The 25,520-nt window shown below is 66.5% G+C and carries 26 protein-coding genes and 2 tRNA genes; 13 read left to right on the plus strand and 15 right to left on the minus strand.

Annotation, left to right across the window (positions count from 1 at the left end; genetic code table 11):
* Positions 1–362, plus strand: a 362-nt coding sequence (locus tag ACE3N6_RS11450) for an IS30 family transposase (RefSeq protein ID WP_374245888.1), incomplete at its 5' end; no start/stop codon positions are given.
* On the opposite strand, the gene ACE3N6_RS11455 is transcribed toward ACE3N6_RS11450, so the two are convergent.
* The 7 genes from ACE3N6_RS11455 to ACE3N6_RS11485 all read right to left on the minus strand — a co-directional run bounded on the left by ACE3N6_RS11455 (position 293) and on the right by ACE3N6_RS11485 (position 8,252).
* Positions 293–1,807 (minus strand): IS66 family transposase, encoded by a 1,515-nt coding sequence (locus ACE3N6_RS11455; protein WP_374245890.1) that lies wholly within the window; start codon positions 1,805–1,807, stop codon positions 293–295. The two genes, ACE3N6_RS11450 and ACE3N6_RS11455, sit on opposite strands and share 70 nt — an antisense overlap.
* Before the next feature lie 61 nt (positions 1,808–1,868).
* The gene (gene tnpB / locus ACE3N6_RS11460) at positions 1,869–2,252 is read right to left on the minus strand and encodes an IS66 family insertion sequence element accessory protein TnpB (protein ID WP_374245892.1); all 384 of its coding nucleotides are present in this window, start codon (positions 2,250–2,252) and stop codon (positions 1,869–1,871) included.
* Positions 2,195–2,560 (minus strand): transposase, encoded by a 366-nt coding sequence (locus tag ACE3N6_RS11465; RefSeq protein WP_374245894.1) that lies wholly within the window; start codon positions 2,558–2,560, stop codon positions 2,195–2,197. The genes tnpB and ACE3N6_RS11465 overlap by 58 nt, the downstream gene beginning before the upstream one ends.
* Before the next feature lie 492 nt (positions 2,561–3,052).
* Positions 3,053–3,766: a hypothetical protein gene (locus ACE3N6_RS11470; protein WP_374245895.1), complete on the minus strand. Its 714-nt coding sequence runs from the start codon at positions 3,764–3,766 to the stop codon at positions 3,053–3,055.
* A 1-nt stretch (position 3,767) separates the two neighbouring features.
* Entirely contained in the window at positions 3,768–6,986 is a 3,219-nt protein-coding gene (locus ACE3N6_RS11475; protein ID WP_374245896.1) for an ATP-binding protein, read from the minus strand.
* Positions 6,987–8,053: 1,067 nt separating this feature from the next.
* A tRNA-Asn gene (locus ACE3N6_RS11480) sits at positions 8,054–8,129 on the minus strand.
* 47 nt (positions 8,130–8,176) lie between these two features.
* A tRNA-Asn gene (locus ACE3N6_RS11485) sits at positions 8,177–8,252 on the minus strand.
* A 153-nt stretch (positions 8,253–8,405) separates the two neighbouring features.
* On the opposite strand from ACE3N6_RS11485, the gene ACE3N6_RS11490 reads away from it, so the two are divergent.
* Entirely contained in the window at positions 8,406–8,609 is a 204-nt protein-coding gene (locus ACE3N6_RS11490; protein WP_374245897.1) for a SlyX family protein, read from the plus strand.
* A gap of 41 nt (positions 8,610–8,650) precedes the next feature.
* Here the strand turns inward: ACE3N6_RS11490 and ACE3N6_RS11495 are convergent, their stop codons facing one another.
* Together ACE3N6_RS11495 and nadC are read right to left on the minus strand one after the other, a co-directional pair.
* The gene (locus tag ACE3N6_RS11495; RefSeq protein WP_374245899.1) at positions 8,651–9,547 is read right to left on the minus strand and encodes a hypothetical protein; all 897 of its coding nucleotides are present in this window, start codon (positions 9,545–9,547) and stop codon (positions 8,651–8,653) included.
* Between the two features lie 60 nt (positions 9,548–9,607).
* The gene (nadC, locus tag ACE3N6_RS11500) at positions 9,608–10,459 is read right to left on the minus strand and encodes a carboxylating nicotinate-nucleotide diphosphorylase (RefSeq protein ID WP_374245900.1); all 852 of its coding nucleotides are present in this window, start codon (positions 10,457–10,459) and stop codon (positions 9,608–9,610) included.
* A gap of 580 nt (positions 10,460–11,039) precedes the next feature.
* On the opposite strand from nadC, the gene ACE3N6_RS11505 reads away from it, so the two are divergent.
* A complete protein-coding gene (locus tag ACE3N6_RS11505) occupies positions 11,040–11,723 on the plus strand; it encodes an EF-hand domain-containing protein (RefSeq protein ID WP_374245901.1) in 684 nt (227 codons plus the stop codon).
* A gap of 43 nt (positions 11,724–11,766) precedes the next feature.
* On the opposite strand, the gene ACE3N6_RS11510 is transcribed toward ACE3N6_RS11505, so the two are convergent.
* Both ACE3N6_RS11510 and miaA read right to left on the minus strand, forming a co-directional pair.
* Positions 11,767–12,240: an OsmC family protein gene (locus ACE3N6_RS11510; RefSeq protein WP_374245902.1), complete on the minus strand. Its 474-nt coding sequence runs from the start codon at positions 12,238–12,240 to the stop codon at positions 11,767–11,769.
* A gap of 24 nt (positions 12,241–12,264) precedes the next feature.
* Positions 12,265–13,221 (minus strand): tRNA (adenosine(37)-N6)-dimethylallyltransferase MiaA, encoded by a 957-nt coding sequence (gene miaA, locus ACE3N6_RS11515; RefSeq protein ID WP_374245903.1) that lies wholly within the window; start codon positions 13,219–13,221, stop codon positions 12,265–12,267.
* 90 nt (positions 13,222–13,311) lie between these two features.
* Here miaA and ACE3N6_RS11520 point away from each other — a divergent pair, with 90 nt between their 5' ends.
* From ACE3N6_RS11520 to ACE3N6_RS11565, 10 genes are all read left to right on the plus strand, one after another.
* A complete protein-coding gene (locus ACE3N6_RS11520; protein ID WP_374245904.1) occupies positions 13,312–14,181 on the plus strand; it encodes a TraB/GumN family protein in 870 nt (289 codons plus the stop codon).
* Positions 14,182–14,184: 3 nt separating this feature from the next.
* Positions 14,185–15,159: an N-acetylmuramoyl-L-alanine amidase gene (locus ACE3N6_RS11525; RefSeq protein ID WP_374245905.1), complete on the plus strand. Its 975-nt coding sequence runs from the start codon at positions 14,185–14,187 to the stop codon at positions 15,157–15,159.
* Positions 15,068–15,751, plus strand: coding sequence for an EI24 domain-containing protein (locus ACE3N6_RS11530; protein ID WP_374245930.1), 684 nt, complete (start codon positions 15,068–15,070; stop codon positions 15,749–15,751). Before ACE3N6_RS11525 ends, ACE3N6_RS11530 begins: the two co-directional genes overlap by 92 nt.
* 2 nt (positions 15,752–15,753) lie before the next feature.
* Positions 15,754–16,527, plus strand: a complete 774-nt coding sequence (locus ACE3N6_RS11535; protein WP_374245906.1) for a competence/damage-inducible protein A — start codon at positions 15,754–15,756, stop codon at positions 16,525–16,527.
* Between the two features lie 4 nt (positions 16,528–16,531).
* A complete protein-coding gene (locus tag ACE3N6_RS11540; RefSeq protein ID WP_374245907.1) occupies positions 16,532–16,909 on the plus strand; it encodes a hypothetical protein in 378 nt (125 codons plus the stop codon).
* A gap of 55 nt (positions 16,910–16,964) precedes the next feature.
* Positions 16,965–17,498, plus strand: a complete 534-nt coding sequence (locus ACE3N6_RS11545) for a hypothetical protein (protein WP_374245908.1) — start codon at positions 16,965–16,967, stop codon at positions 17,496–17,498.
* Positions 17,499–17,783: 285 nt separating this feature from the next.
* Entirely contained in the window at positions 17,784–19,388 is a 1,605-nt protein-coding gene (locus ACE3N6_RS11550; protein ID WP_374245909.1) for a tetrathionate reductase family octaheme c-type cytochrome, read from the plus strand.
* Between the two features lie 15 nt (positions 19,389–19,403).
* The gene (locus tag ACE3N6_RS11555; protein WP_374245911.1) at positions 19,404–19,994 is read left to right on the plus strand and encodes a cytochrome b/b6 domain-containing protein; all 591 of its coding nucleotides are present in this window, start codon (positions 19,404–19,406) and stop codon (positions 19,992–19,994) included.
* Positions 19,995–20,024: 30 nt separating this feature from the next.
* Positions 20,025–21,764, plus strand: a complete 1,740-nt coding sequence (locus ACE3N6_RS11560; RefSeq protein WP_374245912.1) for a DUF3373 family protein — start codon at positions 20,025–20,027, stop codon at positions 21,762–21,764.
* Positions 21,765–21,800: 36 nt separating this feature from the next.
* On the plus strand, positions 21,801–22,124 hold the full coding sequence (locus ACE3N6_RS11565) for a hypothetical protein (protein WP_374245913.1): 324 nt from the start codon (positions 21,801–21,803) through the stop codon (positions 22,122–22,124).
* A gap of 78 nt (positions 22,125–22,202) precedes the next feature.
* On the opposite strand, the gene ACE3N6_RS11570 is transcribed toward ACE3N6_RS11565, so the two are convergent.
* The 4 genes from ACE3N6_RS11570 to ACE3N6_RS11585 form a co-directional block, all read right to left on the minus strand.
* A complete protein-coding gene (locus ACE3N6_RS11570) occupies positions 22,203–23,105 on the minus strand; it encodes a DMT family transporter (RefSeq protein ID WP_374245914.1) in 903 nt (300 codons plus the stop codon).
* Positions 23,106–23,124: 19 nt separating this feature from the next.
* On the minus strand, positions 23,125–23,442 hold the full coding sequence (locus tag ACE3N6_RS11575; RefSeq protein WP_374245915.1) for a chorismate mutase: 318 nt from the start codon (positions 23,440–23,442) through the stop codon (positions 23,125–23,127).
* A 244-nt stretch (positions 23,443–23,686) separates the two neighbouring features.
* On the minus strand, positions 23,687–24,910 hold the full coding sequence (locus ACE3N6_RS11580) for an MFS transporter (protein WP_374245916.1): 1,224 nt from the start codon (positions 24,908–24,910) through the stop codon (positions 23,687–23,689).
* A gap of 75 nt (positions 24,911–24,985) precedes the next feature.
* Positions 24,986–25,429 (minus strand): PaaI family thioesterase, encoded by a 444-nt coding sequence (locus ACE3N6_RS11585; protein WP_374245917.1) that lies wholly within the window; start codon positions 25,427–25,429, stop codon positions 24,986–24,988.
* Positions 25,430–25,520: the final 91 nt, after the last annotated feature.

Genomic DNA, 25,520 nt, shown 5'->3' on the forward strand with positions numbered 1-25,520 from the left:
CGCACAAGTTGCCGCATGAGCTGTACAAGTCGCTGACCTGGGATCGGGGCAAGGAAATGGCTGACCACAAACGATTCACACTCGCGACCGACATCCAGGTCTATTTCTGTGACCCACATCATCCCTGGCAACGCGGAACCAACGAGAACACTAATGGGCTATTGCGGCAGTACTTCCCGAAGGGAACGGATCTGTCGGCCTACTCGCAAGTAGCCCTCAATGCCGTCGCACGCAAACTGAATGAACGCCCCAGGAAGGTAAGCCCCCGGCCAACCCACCTTGACCGAGAACCTCAAGGCGTAGCTGCCTCAGCCCGCTTCCACCGATGCGGCAACAGCTCACCGATCCGACTCTGCGGCTGAGTCGGCAGGCGGGTGAGGACGTCCTTCAGATAGGCGAAGGGCTCATGCCCATTCAGGCGCGCCGACTGGATCAGGCTCATGATCGCCGCGGCCCGCTTGCCGGCGCGCAGCGAGCCGGCAAAGAGCCAGTTCTTGCGCCCGATGGCAATCGGCCGGATCTGGTTCTCGATCCAGTTGTTATCGATGGGGACGTTTCCATCCGTCAGGTAATGGGTCAGCGCCGCCCAGCGCTTGAGGGTGTAGTCGATGGCCCTGGCGCTGGATGATCCGTTGGGAATCTTGCCTCGACACGCCAGCAGCCAGGCTTTCAGTTCTTCCAGCAGCGGCCGGGCACGCGTTTCTCGCAGCGCCTGGCGAGCTTCAGCCTTCAACTCCCGCGCTTCTTGCTCAATGCCGTAGAGGGCGGCGATCCGCTTCAGCGCCTCGCCCGCGATCTGGCTCTGCCCGTGTTCCTGAAGCTCGAAGAACTTGCGTCGGGCGTGGGCCATGCAGCCCGCTTCCGTGACGCCTTGGGCGATCAAGGCCTTGTAGCCCGAGTAGTCGTCGCAGACGAGGGTGCCGCGCCACTCGCCCAGGAAGTCCCGAGCGTGCTTGCCCGCGCGGCTGTCGGCAAAGTCGTAGATCACGGCCCGCACCGGATCGTGGGCGCCGATGCTGTAGGACCACAGGTAGGCCCGGTGCGTCTTGCCGGCCCCCGGGTCGAGCATGGCCACCGGCGTCTCGTCGGCATGCAATACCGGGAAGGCGAGGAGCTCTTCCTTCAGCGCATCGACCAGAGGCTGCAACTGCACGCCCATCTGACCGACCCATTGGGCCAGCGTGGATTGGGGAATCGCGAGCCCCGCCCGGCCGAAGATGCCTTCCTGGCGGTAGAGCGGCAGATGATCCTGGTACTTGGCCACCAGCACCTGGGCCAGCAGGCCGGTGGTGGGGAGACCCTTGTCGATCACGTGAGCGGGCACCGGGGCCTGCACCAGGGTTTCGCAATCCTGGCAGACCCACTTGCCGCGGATGTGGCGTTCGACGCGGAAGGTACCGGGGGTGTAGTCGAGTTTCTCGGCGACATCCTCGCCGATGCGTTTCATCTGGCAGCCACAGGCACAGGTGGTGCTGTCCGGTTCATGATGGATCTCGGTGCGGGGCAGTTCAGGCGGCAGCGGCTTGCGTTTGGCCTGACCCTTGGTGGCAGACGGTTTGCCGGAGAGTTTTTCGAGCTCCTCGGTCATCGCCGCGAGGTCTGCTTCGACCGTCTCCTCGAACAGCTGAGCCTGCTCCACCGGCAGGCGCTCCGTCTTGACCCCGAAGCGCCAGCGTTTGTGCAGCGAGAGTTCGTGGGTGAGCTGGTCGATCTTGGCCTGGCGCCAGGTGAGTTCCCGATCCTGGGCGATGAGCAGCTGACGCAGGGCGTCGGCGTCGAGTGCGTGGAGATTGGTGGGGAGAGCCATGCGCCGATCATGCCGCCGGCGCAGCGCCACAGCCATCGGGGCAACTCCGGATGGTGGACCGTCAAATCATCCGGATCGCACCGTCACCGCCCAGTTGCTGCCAGGGCAGGCCAAGCACTAGGGCATCGAACTGCGCCTGGGAGAGCGTGAGCGAACCGTTCCCCTCGGCCCAGCGGAAACGCCCCTGGTGGAGTCGCCGGCAGGCGAGCCAGATCCCCTGGCCGTCGTGGATCAGCACCTTCATCCGGGTGCCGCGCCGGTTGGCGAAGAGGTAGGCCTGATGCGGGCGCGCCTCGCCGAAGACCTGCACCACCTGGGCGAGGAGCGTGTCCATGCCGGCGCGCATGTCGAGGGGCGCCACCGACAGCCACAGCGCCTCGACCCGGATCACCCGAGCCACTCGCGCAGCCAGGCGCCACAGGTGGTGGCCGAAGACGTGGGCCACTCAACCGTGACCGTCGCTGCACCTTTGCGCAGTTCCAGCCGGATGGGTGGATCAACGTGCGGGGAAAGCTGCACCGGGACAAAGCCGCCCATCGGCTCTGAGGCCGCAACACGTAAGGGCAGACAGGACAACTCGGGCGGTTCGATGCCCCGCTCGCGCATCCAGCGCCGCAGCTGGTTGGCGTTGATCCCGTTGGCCAGGGCGACCCCGGCGACCGACGCGCCGGGCTCGCCGCAGGCTTCGATCAGGGACTGTTTGAATGCCTCAGAGTGGGTCCGACGGGTACGGCGGGGCGGGGTGAGGGTCATGGAAGTGTCCACTTATAGTGCGTAGTGGACACTATGGTTAGCGAGCTAAGCAGCCCGGGGAAGATGGGGTGGCCGGGCCCTTACCCAGGAAGACACTAAACTACGAAACACCGGCACAGCGATTTCAGCAATCCGTTGCATCCACCGGTTGAATCCACAGGCCTAAACGGTCATTCAGTTGCCAACTCTCGACCGGCTGTATTAGGCTGGTTGGAGTCATTCGCGGTTCAGGAGCTGAGAGACCGCTCATTCCAATACCAGCTATTGAAAGCCGCCGGCTTCACTCCAGTCCTAACCAGATTGGCGGGTCTTCGACGGTGGCCACTGTCCTATCGATGACGTTTTAAGCCTGATACAGCGTCGAGCTTCCGCCCATTCGACGAATTGACACTGGCGCTGGACCAAGCGAGATGAAGAGCGGACTGGCAGCGAAGAGGAAGAAGGACAACGTGTGACGCGGATCGGGGTGCCCAACTTCATCGCCGGACCGTACTAATTCAGGGCAGGCAGGTTCAGATAGTGCCGCAATGCGTGAATTACCTCGACCATGCCCGTGAGACTCGGAAGGTCAGCGTATTCTTTGCAGAATCGAACGAGGCGACTCTTGCCATCGCGCGTCAGCTCCCGGTGAGTCTTACCCGCCATCGTCTCTTCGCGAGTCACTGCGGATGGGTTCTCTTCGAGAAACAGATCGAAGAGCTGCTCGTCAATCAGGTCTTCGATTTCCCAGGCGATACCCTTGTACGGCTCGTTCAGCTTCTCGAAGCTCCGTTGTAGCGCTGCGGGATCAAGGATGCCGGCCGTCGGCATCACTGGTCTCAACCTAAAGACGTCTCGGTACTCAATGATCGACGCGTCAATCTCGCGAGCGCCACGCACAGCTTTGTTCCCAGCCGCATCGCTATCAAACAACCCGATCACGCGGTACACGGGCCGCCCGGAGGGAGAGAGGTAGGCGGCCGCCAAGCCACGAAGGACGACCAGCTCGCGAATGACGCCGTGAGTGCCTCCTCGATCACCCTCTCCAGCGGCGACGATCGACATGTCCGCCAGGAGTGCCTTACTGTGCTTCCGAAAATAATGGTCGGCGGCAAGTTCGAGCAGCGCCACATCGGACGTTCCCTCGACCAACACGGACCGTGGACGAAGTTGCCAACGTTTTGAGATGCCATACAGGGCGACGATGTCGGGTTGTTCGTTAGGCATGTCAATGACGAGCCGCGGTGACTGGCCTTAGGAACGGGCCGTTGTGACCGAAGGAAACGTACGCTGAGAACTTCGTGCCCTGCCGGTGATCGTTGGCTCCAAACTCTTGCGGCCGATAGGGAACTTCGATGCGTCCGAATTCGGCGACGCGCGCCATTGCCCGGAAGCCGTGGCCGTAAGCCGCGGTCGCCGAAACCCTGCGCCGTTCGCCACCCGGTTGAAGTAACCAGCGAAGTCGCACAGGCACCTGCACGAAAATTTCGGTATCGCGCCAGAGCGAGCGGAGGGCCCTGAATTCGCGGTCCGCTTCGTCCAGACGCATCTCCTGGAACATGAGGAGTGCATACTCAAGCCGAAGCTGAGGCATCAGCCGATAGTCGGTCGCAACGAGTAGATCGAGCGCTTCTAGCTGCGGTTTGAAGTCATACGGGTTCGTTGCGACCAATATCTGATAGCGGAGCCTAGCCACCTGTGCATTTCCGGCACCAACTGGGCCTTCGAGTTGATGCAGAACAGCAATCAGGGTGTCGCGAGGTACTTCCTCGAGGGAATCGGGTGCAGTGCCATCGAGTGGTTTCGCCAGCGCGACCCAGGCGCTCACCAGTACCTCAGTCGGGTTGGTTGGTTCGGTCAGACGCTGACTGTTCACCCCCGCCGACAAGAGTATGGCCACTGCCCGGTCGGCGAGTGAAATGAGCGCATGTCGACGGACTTCGCTTCGATCACTTCGTATCGCCCCATAAACAATTTCTAGTGCCTCTATGCAGTATGCCGGCGCAGCTTCCTTGTTTTCTTCGGCCGATGCGATGAGGCTCTTCACGTGAGTCTCGATGACGTAAGGGCTCGACGGACTCTGTTCGTAAGCATGGCGCGTCGCATCGGACGCTAGTTTCCTAAGCTGAGCGAGAGACTCTGCCGATGCCCCTTGTCGCGCGCGGATTCGAGCGAGATCGAAGTACGCGTTGGCCAGCGAGTTGTAGAGGTTGACGTCCGGCTCGCCGCCAGATGCACCATCGATCATCTGAAGGGCATAGGTGATGTCCGAGATCGCGCGCTCCAAAAGGGCGACGCGATCAACGTCGGAGATGCCATAGGCCAACTCATCCAGCCAGGTGACTCTTCGACGTGATATCGCGGTGTGGTGCCGAAATACTCGGCTGCCATTTCGCAGAGGCGCTGGCATTTCGTCGAGCGCGGACAGCACCTCCCGCCAGATGTGGTTCCAGCTACTTCGCCCGTGGTCGGGATCCAACTTGAATACATTCGTGGCGAACTCCTCACCGTAGTCGCGCGATTCAATCTCCCCGAGGGCCGGCATCCGCGACAGCTCCCGAAGGATGAGAAACCGGAGGTGCTGCGCATCCCGCGCATCACCGAAGCCCATCGAGGTCCGAGCAGTCGGATCATAGAAGAACGCGTTGATGAGCAGTCGACCGAGGATGTCGTGCGCCATCGCCCAGTACTTTCGGCCGCCCTTCGATAGGCGGACGACCCCTAGCGGCGATAGATCCCCGCGCCTGTCATCAAGCAGGAGAGGAACCGGCCAAGGGCTTGCTCCCTGCTCGATGAGTGATTCCGGCATTGGTAGCCGCTCTGAACTGAGAGCAGCGATCTGCAGGACCGCCCGCTTCACCTCAGCCGTATCAGCGCTGTGTTTGTACGCCTTGTAGACCCAGTCCTGAATCGAGTCACTCAGATCGTATTGAGTCTGCAGCCAGAACGAGAGCGTGACCCAAAAGGCCGCAACGCCTTCCAAATACCTGACCGCATGCGTCTCGTGAAAATTGCGCCATTGCCACTCGGGGCGTTCCTTGCCGTAGCGACGCAGGAAGCGGTTGATGTGCCTGCCCAGCTCAAGGGTTTGCGTTTGTTCCAGAAGATGTTGAAGATTTGTCAGTTGCTTGAACCGGGACCCGTCGTAGTAGGCCGGTTCTTTGACCGGCCCGGTGACCACGAGGATGCAGACCGGACGCCCAGCGCGCTCCAGCTCCTGAAGGAAGCGGCGGAGTTCGCCGTCGCGAGACTCCCAGTGGACTCGGTCAAACACCAGCAGCCACGGGGTTTCGTACAGGCGTGATGCTGATGCATCGCCCGCCTCAGTGGCGGCTCCGCTCAATCTCAGGTCATCGCTCCGCTGCCTAGCGCGTGTCAGGAAATTGATAAGTGGTAGCGGATCCGGGGTGAACGGAAGCCCTTTCGCAACGAGGGTTAGGTAGCCCGCTTTCGCGGCAGTGAAGGCCAAGTGCCTAGCGAGCGTGGTCGCGCCAGCGCCCGCCTCCGAAACGATATACGTGATTCGGTTCTCCGGCGAACCGGCGGAATCCAGTCGAAGCAACTGCGCTTGCAGTCCGGTCCAAGCACCCTCATCGCGAATCCACGGAACTCCAGCTGCAAACGGTCGCCAGTCCCCGAGGTCGCCTCGAAAAAAGGCATTGAATGATTCCTCGGGCAGGTCGTCCGGGTCCGCAGACGTCAGATCGCGGTCACGAACCAGGTCATAGCTATCCAAGATCGGGCGCTCGGGGTCATCAATGTCGGTCAGGTCGATGCGCCGAACGACGCCGGCCTCGTTTCGCTGGCGAACGATCAGCCGCTCGTCCTCATAGGAGGACGTGAACGCAGCCACGAGTTTCGAAGCAAAATCAGCGACTCGTAGCGCGACGACGGATGCAAGAGCATGCTTGTCCTTGGAGGACAGCCACGCTAACAGCTGCTCGGGGACGTCAGCCTTATCGTCCGCGACCACAAGACGTGTCCGGAAGCCGGTGGCCCAAATCCTGTCGAGGGCTGAGGTTGGGGGGGTATCCGAGTCTCCCGCCACGACGAGCTGCCTCACGCCGGAGCGACGAAGTTCTTCCAGCATCGTCAGACCACGCAGCTGCTGCTCGAACGTGGTCCCCTGGTCGTTGAGCCCGCTCAACAGGAATACGGGCAGGGCACGCGCGGGTAGCTCGATGCGCGATGGATCGGAGTCGATCAGATGGATGTACCCGCGACGACGAGCCAGGGCGTCGCTGTCCGGCTTATGCAGCGCGGCAACGAGAAGCGGGTCGCATTCTTCAATGAAGATCTGCTTCCATGGAAGCCGCAGCATTGCTGCAATCGCGTCAGCCTCTTCGGGCGTGTGGACCTTCCCCCGTACCCAAATGGATACCTCACGGTCGGCCAAAGCTACGACCAGCGGGGCTGGTATCGATTCCGAACTGGGCACTATCAACACGATCTCTCTCCTCGGGACGCGGACTCCCGCACCCCACTACATGCACTGCGCTAAAGGATAAACGAATTGGCAATGGCAGCGTGGCGTTTGGATATCTGACCGAAGGAGGGGCGCCACGCAACTACGCCCCCGCGCCAACGAAGTCCTCTGCCGGTTCGAAGGATCAACCTGCGGCCTTGTGTCGCCATGGTAGGTTCAGGGCCGAAGTAAGCAGACATCCGTTGCCGGCGACTTCGGCCTCGACAGGATGATGTGCGCCACACAAGCCGGTCGCTCAAGCCATGCCCTGGCGCGCCGCAACGACCGCGATGAGTCCCTCACCGGACGTGCAACGAACGGAGCCTGCCGACCGCAATCGCTGCTCAACGGTCATTCACGCATTGCAGCTTCACTGTCCGCTCCGGCCGATGAGCAGCGGTGCAGAATTAATTTAACCGACCGGTTCCTTACGCGGTCATCAGGCTCTCTAGCCCCGATCCCACAAACTACTCTCAATGTCGTTGCCATCATGCCTTGAAGGGCCCCCCTGCGAGCTTGGCTCGCAGGGGCGTAACAATCGGGACGCCCGGCGCAGGTCGCTTGATCCTGCGCCGGGCTCACGTGGGTGCTGCTAACGCGATTCAGCCATGCGTTGTTGCTCGACAATAGCAGTGGGGGCAGCACGCATGGTGTCAATTGACGTACTACATAGACCCCCTTGCCGAGATTGACACTAAGAACGATCGGCTCCCTCCGAATCCGTCGGAGGGCCGGTCCTTGCCGGTCTTGAGGTGGGGAGTGCGTTGAAGAGGCTGTGTTTCCCGGTGCCGTGTGACGGCGAGACCGTGGCAGTGAGCGGGGGGGGGCGTGTGGCCGGACGGGTGGCAGTCGCGCCGCAAGGGCTGCGGAGCCGGGCGCGTGGCGTGACTAGCGGCTGTAGGCGTCATTGCGATGCATCGGGCAGGGACGGCCGAGCCACCGCGCCTCGATGGGCGATCCCGTGTCCGGCATCGTTGGGCACCGACCAGCAATCGACCAGACAACAAAAAAGCCAACCCTTGCGGATTGGCTTTTCTGCTTGCTTGTCTTGGCTCCTCGACCTGGGCTCGAACCAGGGACCTACGGATTAACAGTCCGGCGCTCTACCGACTGAGCTATCGAGGATCTGACGGGGTGGTGACGTGTTGAAAACACGTCGCCGCAAATTGTTCTGGCTCCTCGACCTGGGCTCGAACCAGGGACCTACGGATTAACAGTCCGGCGCTCTACCGACTGAGCTATCGAGGAACAGAGGCGCGCATTTTAGAAGTGGGGCGCCAGCTCGTCAAGGCCTTTTTGATGTTTTCGGTGCCGTCCCGGCGGGTTGCCCGGCGATAAGGCTTGGCGGCCGGTCTTGGGGCTGGAACAATCCGCCCTTTGCAAATCGGAGCCGAGGGCATCGTGGAATCCAGACTTACCGAAATCGAGATCAAGCTCGCCCTCACCGAAGACCTGGTGGAGACCCTCAACATGACGGTGCACCGCCAGCAGGAGCAGATCGACGCCCTGCAGCGGCAGATCCGCCAACTCTACCAGCAGATGCAGGCGGCCACGCCGTCGGCCGAGGCGCGCGACCTGCGGGACGAGATTCCGCCTCACTATTGAGCCGGTGCGCCCGCGCCGGGCGGTGGGCTCGGTGCAGGCGCTCAGTGCAGGGTTTCGGGTGGGGTGAGGGGCTGCACGTCCACCCACACGTCGCCGTCCTCGCTCTCGCGGATCATCAGCCCGAAGGTGGCGAAGGCGGCGTGCACGTCGCGGCGTAGCGGGGCGTCGGCCAGTTCGCCCGCTGCGATGGCGTGGCCCGCCGCCAGGTGCTGGGCGGTGGTCAGCCAGATGGGCGACAGGAAGGATTTCGCCACCCGTTCGGCCATCTCGGCGCTGACGGCCTTGAGGGGTTGGCCCATTCCGTCGAGGTAGCCTTGCACATGGGCGACGGCTTGCATGAGGTGGGCGATGCGGCCGGTGCTCTTGGCGAACAGGCCGTCCAGATCCTGATCGGCAAAATACAGGGTGATCTCTTCCTGCATGCCGCCGGGCAGGGCTTCTAGCAGGGCCGCCAGGTGGTTGAGGAGCAGGTCGGAATCGGCCGGCAGCGACCACGCGGTGCGCCGGTTGATGCGGTATTCCTGCCACATCACCGCCACGATGGGCGCCAGCGCGCGGGCCAGCGGGGCGGCGGCTTCGGTGGCCGGGGCCGGGCGGGCGGCGTCGTGCAGGCGCCAGCATTCCTTGTGCAGGTGGTGGATCAGGCGGGCGATTTCGGCGCTGTCGCCTTCGAGGATGGACCACAGCTTGACGCCGTTCATCAGCAGCGCGAAGCTCGCGCCGCTCTCGACGATGCGCGACAGGTGCTCGCCGGCGACGGGCGTGACACCCAGGCGGGCTTCGGCGGCCGGCAGGTCGTCGGCCACCACGATGCGGTCGAGGGCGTTGATGTCGAGGTCGCCATCGCGGGCGAGGATGCGCTGGATCAGCGCCTCGATGACTTGACGGATGAGGGGGGCGTTGGCACTGGAGACCGGGCCGTCGAATTCGATGTTCATGATCGGCGGAAAAAAGAAAAGGGCCCGGACGCTGATCGCCGGGCCCGGAGTTGGGGCGTTTTACTCTTCTTCGACGTGACGCAGCGACAGATCGATGGCGCGGACGTCTTTGGTGAGGCTGCCGATGGAGATGCGATCGACGCCGGTTTCGGCGATGGCGCGCACGCGCTCGAGATTGACGCCGCCGGAGGCTTCTAGCTCGGCGCGGCCGGCGTTGATCTCGACGGCCTGGCGCATTTCGGCCAGCTGCATGTTGTCGAGGAGGATCATCTTGGCGCCGGCGGCGAGGGCTTCCTCGAGCTGGCCGAGGTTTTCAACCTCCACCTCGATGAACACGTTGGACGGGGCAAACGAGCGGGCCTGCTCGATCACCGCCTTGATGCTGCCGGCGGCAATGATGTGGTTTTCCTTGATGAGGATGCCGTCGTACAGGCCGATCCGGTGATTGGTGCCGCCGCCCACCTTGACCGCGTACTTCTGCGCCAGACGCAGGCCGGGCAGGGTCTTGCGGGTGTCGACGATCCTGGCCTTGGTGCCGGCCACCGCCTGTACGAAGGTGGCGGTGAGGGTGGCCGTGCCGGAGAGCAACTGGACGAAGTTGAGGGCGGTGCGTTCGGCGGTGAGCAGGGCGCGGGCGGAGGCGTCGATCTCGCACAGCAGCTGGCCGGGCTTGATGCGCTCGCCGTCGCGCGCGTGCCAGATCACCGAGGCGTCGGGCTCGAGGGTGGTGAAGGCGGCGTCGAACCACGCGGTGCCGCACAGCACGGCATCCTCGCGGGTGATGACCCGGCCGCGGGCCATGCGGGTGGCAGGGATGAGTCGGGCGGTGAGGTCGCCGGTGCCGATGTCTTCGGCCAGAGAGGCCGCCACGGAGCGCTGGACTTCAACGCGAAGCTGTTCAGTAAATTCCATCGGGGTCACCTTAGTCGTGCTGAGGGGGGATTCTAACACCCGGGGGGCGGCGGTCGGGGTGGACGGGCGGGAGGGGGCCGCGACCTTGGCGGACGACACGCGAAATCGCCTCCCGATCCAGCGGCGCCCGCCCCGGCTTCGTCCCGGTGACGGAAGGTGGGCCACGGCCGGCTGTGTGCCTGCGGATTCCAGCGTTGCTTCCTGTCTGGGCGCCTGGCTTGTTGTCGTGCGACGCATGCTGGCGAGGCTGGCCTGAGTCGGCCTGTTGCCCGGCACTTTCTGCCGCATTCGGGGAGGCTCTCTGGCCTGGGCGGAAGGGCGTGCGGGTGACCGCTGCCGTTCCGGCAATCGGTAGCGGATACCCGCCGGCAGATTTTTCCCGGGGCGATGTCTAGCGCTCGCGGCAGGCCTGGGGAGGCGTCGTGCAGGCCAATGCCTTAACCCAACTTTACCTTCCTTAACCCGATCCGCCGCCAGCCCGGGGTGTTCCGGGCCGCTATCTTGCTATGCAACGGGGGCAGGCGCAGGCCGCCCGGAGCGACTCCGGCAACTCACGGAACAGAGCGGAAAGGATTGAATCATGGTTGGCAGCATCGGCAGTTATGGCAGCGCGTCGGCGATGGCGCGCCCGGACCCGGCCCAGATGGCGAGCAAGCTGTTCTCCAGGCTGGATAGCAAGGGGCAGGGTTTCATCGAGCAGCGCGATCTGCAGTCGGCGTTCAGCCAGGTATTCGGCAACGCGTCGTCGTCCCGGGCGAGCGACGCCAGCAGCCAGCTGTTCAGCGCGCTGGATGGCGACGGTAACGGCAAGGTGACGGAGAGCGAGTTCTCCAGCGGGGTGCAGAAGCTGGCCGAGGCGCTGGACAGCCAGGCGTTCGGCAGCCGGATGGGTGTGGCGGGCGGGATGCCGCCGCCACCCCCGCCGCCGGGGGGCGGAGAGGACGACGCGGGCTTCACCGAGGACGAGCTGCAGAGCCAGCTGGCGGAGATCGGCAGCACCGACGGCAAGCGTGCGTCGCTGATCTCGAGCGTGGTGGAGAACTTCGACAAGGCCGATGCCAACGGCGACGGCAAGGTGAGCGCCAGCGAGGCGATGGCCTATGAGCAGTCTACCCAGGGCGGCACGTCGGGCAGCGCAAGCAGCGGCAGCAGCGGCAGTGCTTCGAGCCAGACCGACGCGATGCTGGCCCACCGGCTGATGCGCGCTTATGGCGGTGGTTCGCCCGGATCGGCGGCGAGCAGCGTGCTTTCGGTGTCGGCCTGAGGGGGGCGTGCGATGCCCTCCGGGCGGCCCGGCCTTGGCTGCCCTAAGGGGTGTCGATGAAGACCGGCTCGCAGCGGATCTCGCTGCGGACGGAGTTGGCGATGAAGCACTCGGCGTGGGCGGCGCGGTGGAGCGCCTCGATCTCGTCCCGCGAGGGTTGCGGGCCGCTGAAATCCACCTGCGGGCGCAGGGTGACGACGGTGATGGCGAGCCGGCCCTCGGTGTTCCGGTCCATCGTGCCCTGGGCCCGGTCGAGGTAGCGATCGACGACCAGCCCGCGCCCGGCGGCAATCGACAGGAACCACAGCATGTGGCAGCTGGCCAGGGATGCGACGAAGGCTTCCTCGGGATCGACGGCGCGGGCGTCGGACCAGGGTGGCGGCACCACCAGCGGCGAGGGGGAAGCCGCCACTTCGGCGCCGCCGTCGAAGCGCCACAGGTGGGCCCGGTTGTAGCGGTTGTCGGTGAAGGCTTCGCCGTGGCGGTGCCAGACGATTTCGGCGTCGTGTCGGTGCATGCGTGGGGTCTCCGGCGATGGGGCTCAGCCCAGCCCGCGGGCCACGGTGTGCCACACCTGGGCTTCCAGATCCGGCGCGAGGCAGTCCACTTCGGTCAGGTCGCCCCAGCGCTCGCGGAAGTTGCGTTGCCAGGTGATCTGGCGCTTGGCGAGCTGGCGGGTGGCGAAGATGCCTTTGTCGCGGAAGGTGCGCAGGTCGCAGTGGCCTTCCAGGTAGTCCAGGGCCTGCCGGTAGCCCACGCAGCGCATCGACGGCAGGTTGGGGTCGAGCCGGTAGTGGCGGCGCAGGCGGATCACCTCGTCCACAAAACCGGCCAGCAGCATGGCGTCGAAGCGGCGCTCGATGCGGGCGTGGAGCACGGCCCGGTCGCTGGGGGCGAGGGCGACGGGGATGAAACGGTGGGTCTGGTCGGCTTCGTCGCGCTTGGCGTAGCTGTGGGCCAGCGGGCGGCCGGTGAGGCGGACGATCTCCAGCGCGCGCTGGATGCGCTGGGCGTCGTTGGGCTGGAGGCGGGCGGCGGCGTCCGGGTCGAGGGCGGCGAGCTGGGCGTGCAGCGCCGGCCAGCCGTCGCGGGCGGCGGCGTCTTCGATCTGGCGGCGTAGCTGCGGGTCGGCCTCGGGGAGTTCGGAGAGCCCTTCGCGCAGGGCCTTGTAGTAGAGCATGGTGCCGCCCACCAGCAGCGGTACCCGGCCGCGGGCGGTGATCTCGCCCATCAGCCGGCGTGCGTCCTGGCAGAAGCGGGCGGCCGAATACGCCTCTTCGGGGCTCACGATGTCGATGAGGTGATGCGGGCAGGCGGCTTGCTCCTGGGCGCTGGGCTTGGCGGTGCCGATGTCCATGTCGCGGTAGACGAGGGCGGAATCGACGCTGACGATCTCCACCGGCAGCCGCTGCGCGAGGGCCAGGGCGCAGGCGGTCTTGCCGCTGGCGGTGGGGCCGAGGAGCAGGATGGCGGGCGGAAGGTGGGCGGTTTGGGGCATGATGCGGGCCTGGACAATCGCGCATTGTAGCGGCAGGGGGAGGGTCGATTGAACGCATTCGGGTGGGGCAGGGCGGGGCGGACGGCGGCGATGGTCGTCGCGCTGCTGTGGGTGGGGCTGGCTGCGGCGAAGGGGCCGCTGTACCTGTGGGAGCTGCGCGACGGCGACGGGGCGCTGCGGGCGTGGTTGTACGGCACGATCCACGTGTGCGATGCGGCCTGCTTCCCCCTGCCGCCGGATGTGCGCGCCGCCTTCGACGGGGCCGATAGCCTGGCGCTGGAGCTGGACCCGGAAGACCCGGCCCTGACCCGGGTGTTGATGGCGGCGGCGCGGCTGCCCGCCGGCGAGCGCCTGGACGACCGTTTGCCCCCCGCGCTGCGGCCGCGGCTGGCGCGGGTGGCAGACCGGCTGGGGCTGCCGTCGGCCGCGCTGCAGGGCCTGCAGCCGTGGATGGTGAGCACCCTGCTCACCCTGCGGGCGGCGGAGCTGGCCGGGTACGGCGCTTCCCAGGGCATCGATCTGTCGCTGGCCCGGGATGCCCGCGCCCGGGGCGTGGCGCTGTGGGCGCTGGAGCGGCCCGAGCGACAGGTGGCGGCCTTGTCGGCCGGGGGCGACAAGGCTCAGGCGGCGTTTCTGGCCGAGGTGGTCGCGCTGGTGGAGGAGGACGCGGCCCCGGCCTACTTCGGGGCGATGCTGAGGGCGTGGCGCCGGGGCGATGTGGCGGAGATCGACCGGCTGCTGAGCGAGACCTCCGGCGGCGAGGAGGCTGCGCCCTTGCTGGAGGCGCTGCTGGATGAGCGCAACCGGGAGATGGCCGACGCCATCGTGGGCGGGCTCCAGCCCGGCCGGCGGCCCTTCATCGCGGTGGGGGCGGGGCACTTCGGCGGCAAGGGCGGTTTGCTGGAGCGGCTGGCCGCGCGGGGCTTTGCGCTGCGCCAGGTGCAGGACGGGGCAGACTGAACGATGGGCAGAGTCGATGCGATGTGCGGTCGGGTGGGCCGTCTGGCGGCGCTCGGGGCGACGCTTGCCGGCACGGCCGCCGTCGCCGCCGTGCCGGTGGCGGTGGATGTCGGCCATTACCTCGAAAAGCCCGGCGCCACCAGCGCCTACGGGGTGACCGAGTTCGAGTACAACCAGACCCTCGCCGCGGTGATCGCCGCCCGGCTGGAGCGCGACGGGGTGCCGGTGCGCTTGATCGGCTACAAGGGCGAGATGGCCGATCTGTACGCCCGCGCACCCCAGGCCGAGGCGGCGGGCGGGCAGTTCTTCCTGTCGGTGCACCACGACTCGGTGCGGGCCGAATACCAGCAGACCTGGATCGTGGACGGCAAGGAGCAGCGCTATTCGGAGTACGCCCGGGGCTTCTCGCTTTTTGTGTCGCGCAAGAACCCGCGGCTGGCCGAGAGCCTGGCCTGCGCCAGCGCCATCGGTGCCGCGCTGCGGGAGGCCGGGCTCACGCCCACCCCCCATCACGCCGAGGCCGCCGGCATCGGTCGCCCGTGGGCCGACCAGACCAACGGCGTGTACTACTACGACAACCTGGTGGTGCTGAAGTCGTCCACGGTGCCGGCCGTGCTGCTGGAGGCGGGGGTGATCGTCCATCCGGACGAGGCGCTGGCGCTGGCCACCCCGGCCCGGCGCGCCCTCACCGCCGAGGCGGTGGCGAAGGGCCTCGCCGCCTGCGGCGTGACCGCGGGCCGCCGATCGGCGAAAATACCGGGTAACCCGCTGGGCGACGTCGGGCTTCGGCCGGCGCCGCCTGCGCAACCTACTGCTCCCGTGGCCCATGAAACCGATCCTGCTCTCCTACTTCTCCGCCGCCCGCAGCCTGGGCCGGCCGGGCATCCTGTGGCACCTGATGTGGCCGACCCTGGCCGCCAGCATCGTCTGGACGGGCCTGTTGGTGACGAGCTGGGGCACGCTGGTTGCCCTGGGTAGCGGCTTCATCACGGCGCTGCCGCTGGTGGGTGGCTGGCTGGCGTCGTCGGAGGGCGCGCTGCTGGTGGCGCTGGTGATGTTCAAGATCGGGCTGGTGGTGCTGGCCTTGCCGATGATCTACGTGACCGCGGCCTTTCTGGTGGCGGCGGTGGCGCTGCCGCTGATGCTCGAGAAAGTGGCCGCCAGCGACTATGCCGACATCGCCCGGCGTAACGGCGGCAGCCAGATCGGCAGCGTGTGGAACGCGCTCACTTCGGTCATCCAGTTTCTGGTGCTGCTGGCGTTCAGCCTGCCCCTGTGGCTGATCCCCGGCGCCGGGCTGCTGATCTCGCTGATCCTCACCGCCTGGCTCAACCAGCGCGCCTTCCGCTACGACGCGCTGATGCATCACGCCGACACCCACGAGATGAAAGCCCTGCCGGCCGAGCAATCCAGCGGGCTGTTCGGGGTGGGGCTGGTGGGCGCGGCGATGGCGCACCTGCCGCTCATCAACCTGTTTGCGCCGGCGCTTTCCGGGCTGGCCTTCGTGCATTACCTGCTGTCGGCCCTGCGCGTGGCGCGCAGCCGCGAGCACATCATCGAGGTGAACTGACCATGGCTGCGGATTCCACGCCGGCGTTCGGCGCAATCATCATCGGCGACGAAATCCTCTCGGGTCGACGGGAGGACAAGCACTTCGGCAAGGTCGTCGAGCTGCTCAAGGCCCGCGGCCTGCGCCTGGCGTCGGCCCGCCACGTGGGCGACGAGCGCCCGCGGCTGGTGCAGACGCTCAAGGAGAGTTTCGCCAGCGGCGATATCGTGTTCAGCTTCGGCGGCATCGGCGCCACCCCCGACGACCACACCCGGCAGGCCGCCGCCGAGGCTCTGGGCCTGCCCCTGGCCCTGCACCCCGAGGCCGAAGCCGAGATCCGCGCCCGCTTTGGCGACGAGACCACGCCCCAGCGCCTGCAGATGGGCGTCTACCCCCTGGGCGCCGAGATCGTTCCCAACCCCTACAACCGCATCCCCGGTTTCTCGATCGCCAACCACTACTTCGTGCCCGGCTTCCCGGTGATGGCCTGGCCGATGGTCGAGTGGGTGCTCGACCGGCGCCTGGCACACCTGCATCACAAGGCCGATTACGTCGAGCGCTCGGTGATCGCCTGGGAGGCGCTGGAGGGCAAGCTCATCGATCTGATGGAAGCCATCACCGCCGATTTCCCCGACGCCACCCTGTTCAGCCTGCCCAGTTTCGGGGGCGAGGGGCTGCGCCGTCACATCGAGCTGGGGATGAAGGGCCCGGCCGCCAGCGTGGATGCCGCGATGGCCCGCATCACCGACGAACTCACCCGGCGCGGCTACGCCTGGGAAGCCCGCGCCAACCTGTAAGGCCATGAGCGCCGGGCCATCATCCACCTACCGCGATTTTCCCGGCCGGCGCTGGCTCGGGGTGCTGCTGCGCGCCGCCCATCTGGCCGGCGTGGTGGGGGTGGGGGCCGGGCTGGTGGCGGGCGGGCAGGGCGCGGCCCACGGGTTTCTGGTGTTGATGGTGGCCTCCGGGGTGGCGATGGCGGCGCTGGACGCGTGGTCCAACGCCCTGTGGCTGCAGGAGCTTGCCGGCATCTCGCTGCTGGTGAAGTTCGCGCTGCTGGGCTGGTTCGTGGCCGACGAGGCGGCGCGGCCGGCGCTGTTCTGGCTGATCCTGGTCTTCTCGGTGGTGTTCGCCCACGCCCCGGCCAGCTTCCGTCACCGGCGGGTGTCACGTCACTGAAGTTTTCAATCCGTATCATCGCGTCCCGTATCAAGCAGCAGCACGAGGGCGCGCAATGGGAAACGACTGGATTCTGGCCAAGACCGTGGCCGGGGTGGAGGAGATCGCAACCCGCGCAAGACGGGTTCCCCCGCGCCTGCGGACGGTGCTGATCCTCGTGGACGGCCGGCGCTGCGTGGCCGAGCTGGCCGACGCCGCGGCTGGCCTGGGAGACGTGCGCCAGGCTCTCGCCAAGCTCCACGACGAGGGCTTCGTGATCCGCGTCGGGCTGGCCCCGGCGGCCATCGCCAGCCGGGCCTCGGCCCAGCCGGCGGTGCGGGTGCCGCCGGCGCCTGTCCACGTCCACGCGCCGGGCGTGCCGCGGCAGCGGCGCTCTCTGGCGCTGGCCCGGCTGTACCTTCTCAATGCCATGGAGCAGAGCCTGCGCCACGGCGATCAACCGGTGCGCGAGCACCTGCGCAACGCCACCTCTCGCGCCCAGCTGGTGCGAGCCTTCGAGATGTGCCAGGAGATCGCCGGCGAGCTGGGCGTGGGCCACATCGCCACCATCGAGAAGAACTTCTACGCGATGCTGCCCGACGAGGGCTGAGGCCCGCCGCCATGCCCGGTGGGCGGCGCCCGACCGCCCGCACGCCGGCATCCGCGCATCCCGCCCTGAGCGGGGAATTCACCCGCCCCAACGCCAGCGACTGCTGGAAATCACCGCGCTTTGTTGCGATCTGGCAAACGGTGCGCCGTTTGTCCCGGTATTGACCCTGGAGCAGTCATGGCCATTGACGCACATCAATATTGGAAAATCAGCAAATTCTAAAATTAATTTGTGCTGATTTTGCGGTGCACCACTTCAACCGGTCGGTTCGCAAGAGGGGGGCGTATGCAAGTGCTCAAGCAGGTTCTGTTGGCGCTGTCGGTGGTTGCGGCGATGGGCTCGGCCCACGCGGCGGCCGATCAGAAGCCGGGTGCGCCCAGCGCGGCGCTGCTCAAATCCACGGCGGACCACAGCAAGTTCAAGGAACTCCAGCGGCCGTTCCAGTCCGGGCCGGAAGTCACCAAGGCCTGCCTGACGTGTCACACGGAAGCCGCCAAGCAGGTTCACCAGACCCAGCACTGGAAGTGGGAGTACGTCAATCCCTCCACCGGGCAGACGCTGGGCAAGCGGCACGTCATCAATAACTTCTGCACCTCGGTGTCGTCCAACTACAAGGCCTGCGCCAGCTGCCACATCGGCTACGGGATGGAGGACGGCAACAAGTTCGACTTCGCCTCCCAGGAGAACGTCGATTGTCTGGTGTGCCACGACGCCACAGGCAAGTACAAGAAGCCCTCCGGCTTTGCCGGCAACCCGGTAACCAGGGACACCGAGTTCCCGCCGGGGTCGGGCAAGATCGTCCGCGGCATCGACCTGCAGGTCATCGCCCAGAAGGTGGGCAAGACCCGCCGTGAAACCTGCGGGGCGTGCCACTTCTACGGTGGCGGCGGCGACGCGGTGAAGCACGGCGACCTGGACAGCTCCCTCGAGCAGCCCGACAAGGCCCTCGACGTGCACATGGACGCAGAGGGCAACAACTTCACCTGCGCCACCTGCCACAAGACCGACGGCCACCAGGTGCCCGGCAGCCGCTATGCGCCCACCGCCATGGACAAGGGCGGCGCGCACCTGCGCGGCAAGGCCGACAGCTCCAACCCGGCCACCTGCCAGGCCTGCCACGGCCAGGCGCCCCACGGCATGGCCAAGCTCAACGACCACACCGATAAGGTGGCGTGCCAGACCTGTCACATCCCTGCCTTCGCGCGGGGCGACATGCCCACCAAGATGTCCTGGGACTGGTCCACCGCCGGCAAGCGCGACGCCAAGGGCAAGCCGCTGGTCGTCACCAACGACGATGGCCATGTCACCTACAACGGCATCAAGGGCGACTTCGTGCTCGAAGAGAACGTCCGCCCCGAGTACATGTGGTTTAACGGCTCGGTGAAGTACACCCTCCTCGGCGACGACATCGACAAGAACCGCCAGCCGATTGCCATCAACACCTTTGAAGGCGGGCCGGACGATGGCAAGTCGATGATCTGGCCGGTCAAGGTGTTCCGCGGCAAGCAGCCTTTCGATCCGGTCAATCGTTCCCTCGTGGTGGCCCATCTGGCTGGCGAGGACGACACCGCCTACTGGAAGCACATGAACTGGGAGAAGGCCATCGCGGCGGGCATGGCCACGGTGGGCAAGCCTTACTCGGGTAAGGTGGATTTCATCGAGACGGTGGCGATGTGGCCGATCACCCACATGGTCGCCCCCAAGGAGAAGGCGCTGGGCTGCACCGAATGCCACGCCCGTGGCGGACGCCTCGAGAAGATCGAGGGGATCTACATCCCCGGCGGGGGTGGCAACCGCATCGTCGATACGGTGGGCTGGGTGGCTGCGGCGGTGCTCCTCGCCGGGGTGCTGGTGCATGGCCTCGTCCGTTTCGTCAATCGCAAGCACTGACCGGGAGACGGGATCATGGGACGCGTCTATATCTTCACCCGCTTCGAACGCCTGTGGCACTGGGTTCAGGCGGCGCTCATCATCGGCATGCTGATGACCGGCTTCGAGATTCACGGTAGCTACCGCCTGCTCGGCTTCGAGCAGGCCCACCGGGTGCACACCGCCGCGGTGTGGGGCTTCATCGCCCTGTGGGTGCTGGCGATGTTCTGGCACCTCACCACCGGCGAGTGGCGGCAGTACATCCCCACGATGAAGAACATCGACAAGATTGTCCGCTTCTACGCGGTGGGGATCTTCAAGGGCGAGCCGCACCCCTTCAAGCCGACCCGCGAGCGCAAGCACAACCCCATGCAGGCCCAGACCTATCTGGGCGTGACGGTGGTGGTGACGCCGCTGATCTGGCTCTCCGGGCTGGCCTACCTCTTCTACAACGAGCTGACCGCCGCAGGCTATCGCGTCGAGCTGGGCACCATCGCCACCGTGCACACGATCGGGGCCTTCCTGATGCTCGCCTTCCTGATCGGCCACATCTATCTCGGCACCACCGGCCACACCCCGCTCGCCCACTTCCGGGCCATGGTGACCGGTTGGGACGACGATCACTGATTCACACCACACAGCTTACTGGGAGTCGTCATGCAAACCCGTCATGTCAGAACCTTGATCGGCGTCCTGGTGGCAGGGCTGTTCCTGCCCCTCCAGGCCCAGGCCGAAACCAACGCCGAACTGCTCAAGCGGATCGAAGCCCTCTCGCAGGAACTCACCCGCCTGAAGAGTCAGGTCGAAGCCAACAACAGCGCCACCGCCGCCAACCGCCAGGCCACCGAAGCGCTGCAGGAGAAGGTGGTCAAGGCAGAGGAGAAATCCTCCGAGCGCTGGCTCACCATTGGCGGCGACTACCAGTTCCGGGTCGATAGCCTGTGGGGCGAGACCAAGCCCTTCACCGATGTGAGCGCCACCTTCGCCAACGCCCAGGCCCAGCTCCAGGCCAACTTCTTCGCCAACCCCACGCCTGCCAATGGCGCCGCGCTGGCCGGGCTGATGCAGTTTGCCCGCGACATGTCCGGGGTGCGCACCTACCAGCAGGCCCAGAGCTTCATGGGCGCCAACGCGGGGATGATGGGCGCGCTGGGCAGCTTCGGGGCCCAGGTGCCAGCCTACAAGCCCCGCAACGACACCCTCTACACCAACCGCTTCGGCCTCGATCTGGTGGCCAAGGCTGCCCAGGACGTGACCGTCAACGCCCGGCTGGTGATGTACAAGACCTTCGGCGCCGGCGACGACGACGCCGTGACCAACGGCGGATCGGCCCCGTACTTTGCCGATCGCGTGGGGGTGTTCGACGGCACCCTCGGCCACATCCCGTCGAGCAGCTATCTCAACGTCGACCGGGCCTTCGCCACCGTCAGCAACATCGCCGATCAGGACATCTGGTTCTCGGTGGGCCGTCGCCCGTCCACCCACGGCGCTCCGAGCAACCTGCGCCTCAACGCCCCACGCCCCGGCAACGGCGGCACGCCCTCGCTGCTGGTGGATTACGCCTTCGACGGCATGACCGTCGGCTGGGCGCCCGACATCGACGGCCTGCCCGGCGCCTACGGCAAGATCTGCTACGGCCGCGGCTTTGAAAGCGGCTTCCGGTCCACCCCCGGCAACTCGCTGCAGGATACCGACATGCTCGGCGTGTCCGTCATCCCCATCGACACCGACCCCCTGCGGGTGTGGCTGCAATGGAACCGGGGCTTCAAGATCTTCGACGCCCCCAAGATGCAGGACACCTACTTCGGCAACACCATGCCCAAGGTCAACCTGGGTGACATCGACTGGTACGGCGTGGGCGCCATGGGCACCCTCAAGCAGGTGGGCGTGGGCGATCTCAACTACTTTGCCGACCTGGGCATGAGCATCACCCACCCGAACGACAACGTGTCGTCCCAGTTCGGCTTCCAGGGCCTGCTCACCGGCGGCTTCTTCAGCCCCGAAGCCGCCCGCGACAAGACCGGCACCGCCATCGCGCTGGGCCTGCGCTACGACCTGCCCTCCAAGACCAAGCTGGGCATCGAGTACAACCACGGCTCGAAGAACTGGATCACCTTCGCCCCGGCCGCCACCGACATGTGGACGTCAAAGGTGGGCACCCGCGGCAACGTCTACGAGCTTTACCTGATCCAGGAACTCAACGCCCGCCCCATCTCCTCGCCGCTGGCCAAGAGCTTCGTCCGCCTCGGCTTCCAGTACTACGACTTCCAGTACACCGGCAGCAACAACTGGGTGGGCGCCCCGGTGAAGATCTCCGACGTGAACGGCCAGATGATGACCACCACGCCGCTGGATAACGCCTACAACGCCTACGCCACCTTCGAAGTGAAATTCTGAGGGCAGCCAAGCCCCATTGCTCAAAGGAACCCAACCATGCGCAAGCTTCTTTCCAACCTGATGCTCTCTGCGGCGATCGTGGTGTCGGCCGCCTCGTTCAGCACCCCGGCCGTGGCCGACGACGTGAAGATGGTCGGCGTCATCACCAAGATCAAGCTGGCCGCCGACGGCAAGTCGGCTGTCGCCACCCTCAAGGACAACAAGTCCGGCGACAGCGTGACCATCAACATCACCGACGACCTCACCCTCGACAAGTTCAAGGACAAGCGGATCGTCGAGGGCGACGAGATCCGCGCCAAGTACGACAACGCCGGCGGCAAGAACGAGAGCAAGTCCTTCAAGAAGACCGCCGGCTGCTGACTCCGGCAACACCCTCGTTCCTGTTGGCAGGGGCGGCTCCGGGCGGGGCCGCCCCTTCTTCATGGGCGCGGCGCGCGCTCAATCGGGCCGCGCCCGGGCGCGCAGCCGACGCAGCGCGTGCCACGCGGTGTGCTGGTGCAGCGCCAGCCCGACAAGGATCAGCCCGGTGCCCGCAGCCACCCGGGGGCCGATGGCCTCGCCGTTGAGCCAATGGCCCAGCATCAGCGCCAGCACCGGCGTCATCAGGGTGATGAGCGCCACCTTCGATGCCTCCAGGTGGCGCACCACGTAGAAGTACAACGCAAAGCCCACCGCCGACCCGAACACGCCCAGGTAGGCAATCGCGCCGCCGGTGCGCAGGGGCACGTCGCGGGGCAGGGTGCCGTCGGTGGCGAGCCACAACAGCGCAAACAGCGGCAGCGCCACGAGGATCGAGCCGATGGTGGTGGCCAGCGGCGGGCTGTCGTCGCCGATGCGCTTCATCCCCACCATGCTGGCGGACGAGGCGAGCACGGCGCCCAGCAGTGCGGCCACCCCGGCGGCCTCATTGCCACCGGTGGCCGTGCCGTCGTGAAGGAAGATCAGCGCCAGCCCGGCCGCACTGAGCAGCATGCCCAGCAGCTTGGGCGGCGTGAGCCCATGCTCGCCCAGCCAACGGGTGGCTAGCAGCCCGGCCACGATGGGCGACAGGCCGAACAGCACCGAGATCAGCCCGGAGCCCACATGGCGGGCGCCCCAGTAGGTGAGCGCCATGGTGCCGAACAGGCCGAGCCCGCCAACCAGATAAGCGCGGCGGGCGCGGGCGTGAAGGGGAATCGGATGGCGCCCGAGGCGCAGGAGGAGGGTGGCAACGGCAACCCCGATCAGCATGCGGGCGAGCACGGCAAAGGCAAAACCGGTGCCTTCGGTGCTCCAGCGGACAGCCAGCGGGGTGGTGGACCAGATCAGGATGATCGAAACGTAAGCGAGCGGAACGGACATGGGGATGACTCCTGCAGGATCAGTCGGGGTGTTGGGGCGCGGGTGGATGCAGTTGGGCGTGGGCGGCGCGTTCAAACTCGATGAAGGCGCCAATCATGGCGCGCCAGGTGGCCTCGACCACCTGCGGGTCGGCTCCTAGCTCGCTGGCCAGCGACCGGACGCGCGCCAGTACCTGGGCCACCCGATCCGGCGCGGCAACCTCGGCATCGCTACGCTTGAAGCGGGCAGCCTGGGCCACGCAGGCGCCGCGTTCGGCGATCAGGGCCACCAGCTGGCGGTCGATGGCGTCGATGCGGAGGCGCACATCGGCGAGGGAGGTGAGGGTGGGGTACGACATGGCAAGCTCCTTTCGGGGGCGTGAAAAACACAAAGGCCGCGTTCTGTGAGAACCGCGGCCTTTCGGGGAAACCGGAAAAACGGTGAGGGGCTAATCCATCCCAGGCCACGGACGCAGCACGGCACGCCATGCACGCAGGGCACGGCGGGTGATCGGGGCGTAAGTGGCGTTGAGGAATTGCATCCGGCAATCATGGGGGCGACCGCCGCTTCGCGTCAAGGGCGGCGCGCTGGCCGGCATCGTTTCAGGGGGGCGATGCGGGCGTGGTCCGGGTGGCCGTCATCGGCGCCTCCCGGATCGGCAGGTTGAGCAGGGCCGCCAGCGTTGCCAGCGCGATGTCGGCGTACCACATCCACCGATAGTCGCCGAACTCGACGATTGCCACCCCGCCCAGCCACGCCCCCAGAAAGCCGCCGATCTGGTGCGACAGCAGGGTGAGCCCGAACAGGGTTGCCAGATAGCGCGTGCCGAAGAGCTTGCCCACAATCGCCGCGGTCGGGGAGACCGTCGCCAGCCAGGTGAAGCCCAGCCCGGCGGCAAACAGGTAATAGGTCCACTCGGTGCGGGGCATCCACAGATACCCGGCGATCAGCAGGGCGCGGGCGGCGTACATCGCCGCCAGCACGTGCTTGCTGCGGTAGCGCGTAACGCAGGCGCCGGCATACAGGCTGCCGCAGACGTTGGCCAGGCCGATGATGGCGAGCGCGCTGCTGGCCACGCTGGGCGGCAGGCCGCACAGGTCCACCTCGCCCGGCAGGTGGGTGACCAGAAACGCAATGTGAAACCCGCAGGTGAAGAACCCCGCGTGCAGCAGCCAGTAGCTGGGGTTCCCGAGCGCGTCCCGGACGGCTGGGCCGAGGCGTGAATCGTCGCTGCACCGGGCGGCTGTCTGCGCCGGGCCGGCGACCCTGCCGACCAGCGGAAGTGCGGCCAGCGCCGCGACGGCCATGGCGCCCATCGCACCCATCCACCCCACGCTCTGGATCAGCTTTTGCAGCAGGGGGGCGAACACGAACTGGCCGAAGGAGCCCCCCGCGTTGATGAAGCCCGAGGCGGCGCCCCGCGTTTCCCACGGCAGGCGCTGGGTGGCGGCGCCGATCAGCACCGAGAAGCTGGCGCCGCCCGAGCCCGCCGAGGCCAGCAGGCCGAGGGTCATCGCCAAGCCAAAGCGGCTATCCATGAACGGGGTGACGGCGCACCCGACGGCCAGCGCGACCAGCGACGCCGTGAGCACCGGCCGGGGGCCGTAGCGGTCGGCCAGGGCTCCCGCCAACGGTTGGACGGCACCCCAGGCGAACTGGCCAATCGCCAGGGCCAGGCTGACGGAGGCGATGCCCAGCCCGGTCGACCCGTTGATGGGGCTCACGAACAGGCCGAACGACTGGCGGGTTCCCATGGTGACCAGCAGAATGCCGGCCGCCGCCAGGGCGATGGGGAAGACATCGGGGCGTCGAAGGGTGCGGAACATGACATCCAATCCAGAGCGGTGCCCGGCGGTCGGGCGGGTGCCGGGGCGACGGGGGCGAGCGGCCCCGGCCATCGGCTACTTCTCGGTCTTGCCGTGCATGACCATGATGGTCTGCTGCATCAGTGCGCAGAGAGTCTCGTGTCCGCCCTTCACCGCGAAGACTTCGGCCTTGGTCACGATCAGGGTGCGCCCTGGCCGCACCACCTGCCCCCGGGCGATCAGCGTCTCACCATCGGCCGGCGCCAGCAGGTTCAGCTTGTACTCGACGGTGAGTACCGACGCGCTGGCCGGCACTACCGTCATCGCCGCGTAGCCGGCCGAGGAGTCGGCGATCATCCCGACCACGCCCCCGTGAACAAAACCGTGCTGCTGCTCGATGCCGTCCCAGTGGGGGAGGTGGATCTCCGTCGCGCCGTGCCGGACCACGGGCATGCTGGCCTTGACCAGATGCATCGCGTTCTGCTTCGCGAAGCTCGCCAATACGCGCTCGGCAAAGTTGGGGTCGGGGCAGCGGGTCATGGTGGGTCTCCTAGGTTGGCGCGGCCGCTGCCGAAAAAGCGTCCGTGCATGTGTGTGGCGCATGCTACGAGCGGCGTGCGGTGCTGTTGTG

This window comes from Zoogloea sp. (assembly GCF_041904905.1).
Taxonomy (GTDB): Bacteria; Pseudomonadota; Gammaproteobacteria; order Burkholderiales; family Rhodocyclaceae; genus Zoogloea.

Excerpts from the sequence above, each read along its gene's own strand:
- ACE3N6_RS11585 (WP_374245917.1), bottom strand. The coding sequence starts at position 25,429 with ATGACCCGCTGCCCCGACCCCAACTTTGCCGAGCGCGTATTGGCGAGC.
- ACE3N6_RS11465 (WP_374245894.1), bottom strand. The coding sequence starts at position 2,560 with ATGACCCTCACCCCGCCCCGCCGTACCCGTCGGACCCACTCTGAGGCA.
- ACE3N6_RS11540 (WP_374245907.1), top strand. The coding sequence starts at position 16,532 with ATGAGCGCCGGGCCATCATCCACCTACCGCGATTTTCCCGGCCGGCGC.
- ACE3N6_RS11570 (WP_374245914.1), bottom strand. The coding sequence starts at position 23,105 with ATGTCCGTTCCGCTCGCTTACGTTTCGATCATCCTGATCTGGTCCACC.
- ACE3N6_RS11495 (WP_374245899.1), bottom strand. The coding sequence starts at position 9,547 with ATGAACATCGAATTCGACGGCCCGGTCTCCAGTGCCAACGCCCCCCTC.
- ACE3N6_RS11565 (WP_374245913.1), top strand. The coding sequence starts at position 21,801 with ATGCGCAAGCTTCTTTCCAACCTGATGCTCTCTGCGGCGATCGTGGTG.
- ACE3N6_RS11505 (WP_374245901.1), top strand. The coding sequence starts at position 11,040 with ATGGTTGGCAGCATCGGCAGTTATGGCAGCGCGTCGGCGATGGCGCGC.
- ACE3N6_RS11470 (WP_374245895.1), bottom strand. The coding sequence starts at position 3,766 with ATGCCTAACGAACAACCCGACATCGTCGCCCTGTATGGCATCTCAAAA.
- ACE3N6_RS11555 (WP_374245911.1), top strand. The coding sequence starts at position 19,404 with ATGGGACGCGTCTATATCTTCACCCGCTTCGAACGCCTGTGGCACTGG.
- nadC (WP_374245900.1), bottom strand. The coding sequence starts at position 10,459 with ATGGAATTTACTGAACAGCTTCGCGTTGAAGTCCAGCGCTCCGTGGCG.
- miaA (WP_374245903.1), bottom strand. The coding sequence starts at position 13,221 with ATGCCCCAAACCGCCCACCTTCCGCCCGCCATCCTGCTCCTCGGCCCC.
- ACE3N6_RS11550 (WP_374245909.1), top strand. The coding sequence starts at position 17,784 with ATGCAAGTGCTCAAGCAGGTTCTGTTGGCGCTGTCGGTGGTTGCGGCG.
- ACE3N6_RS11525 (WP_374245905.1), top strand. The coding sequence starts at position 14,185 with ATGGGCAGAGTCGATGCGATGTGCGGTCGGGTGGGCCGTCTGGCGGCG.
- ACE3N6_RS11580 (WP_374245916.1), bottom strand. The coding sequence starts at position 24,910 with ATGTTCCGCACCCTTCGACGCCCCGATGTCTTCCCCATCGCCCTGGCG.
- ACE3N6_RS11545 (WP_374245908.1), top strand. The coding sequence starts at position 16,965 with ATGGGAAACGACTGGATTCTGGCCAAGACCGTGGCCGGGGTGGAGGAG.
- ACE3N6_RS11560 (WP_374245912.1), top strand. The coding sequence starts at position 20,025 with ATGCAAACCCGTCATGTCAGAACCTTGATCGGCGTCCTGGTGGCAGGG.
- ACE3N6_RS11535 (WP_374245906.1), top strand. The coding sequence starts at position 15,754 with ATGGCTGCGGATTCCACGCCGGCGTTCGGCGCAATCATCATCGGCGAC.
- ACE3N6_RS11510 (WP_374245902.1), bottom strand. The coding sequence starts at position 12,240 with ATGCACCGACACGACGCCGAAATCGTCTGGCACCGCCACGGCGAAGCC.
- ACE3N6_RS11455 (WP_374245890.1), bottom strand. The coding sequence starts at position 1,807 with ATGGCTCTCCCCACCAATCTCCACGCACTCGACGCCGACGCCCTGCGT.
- ACE3N6_RS11575 (WP_374245915.1), bottom strand. The coding sequence starts at position 23,442 with ATGTCGTACCCCACCCTCACCTCCCTCGCCGATGTGCGCCTCCGCATC.
- ACE3N6_RS11520 (WP_374245904.1), top strand. The coding sequence starts at position 13,312 with ATGGTCGTCGCGCTGCTGTGGGTGGGGCTGGCTGCGGCGAAGGGGCCG.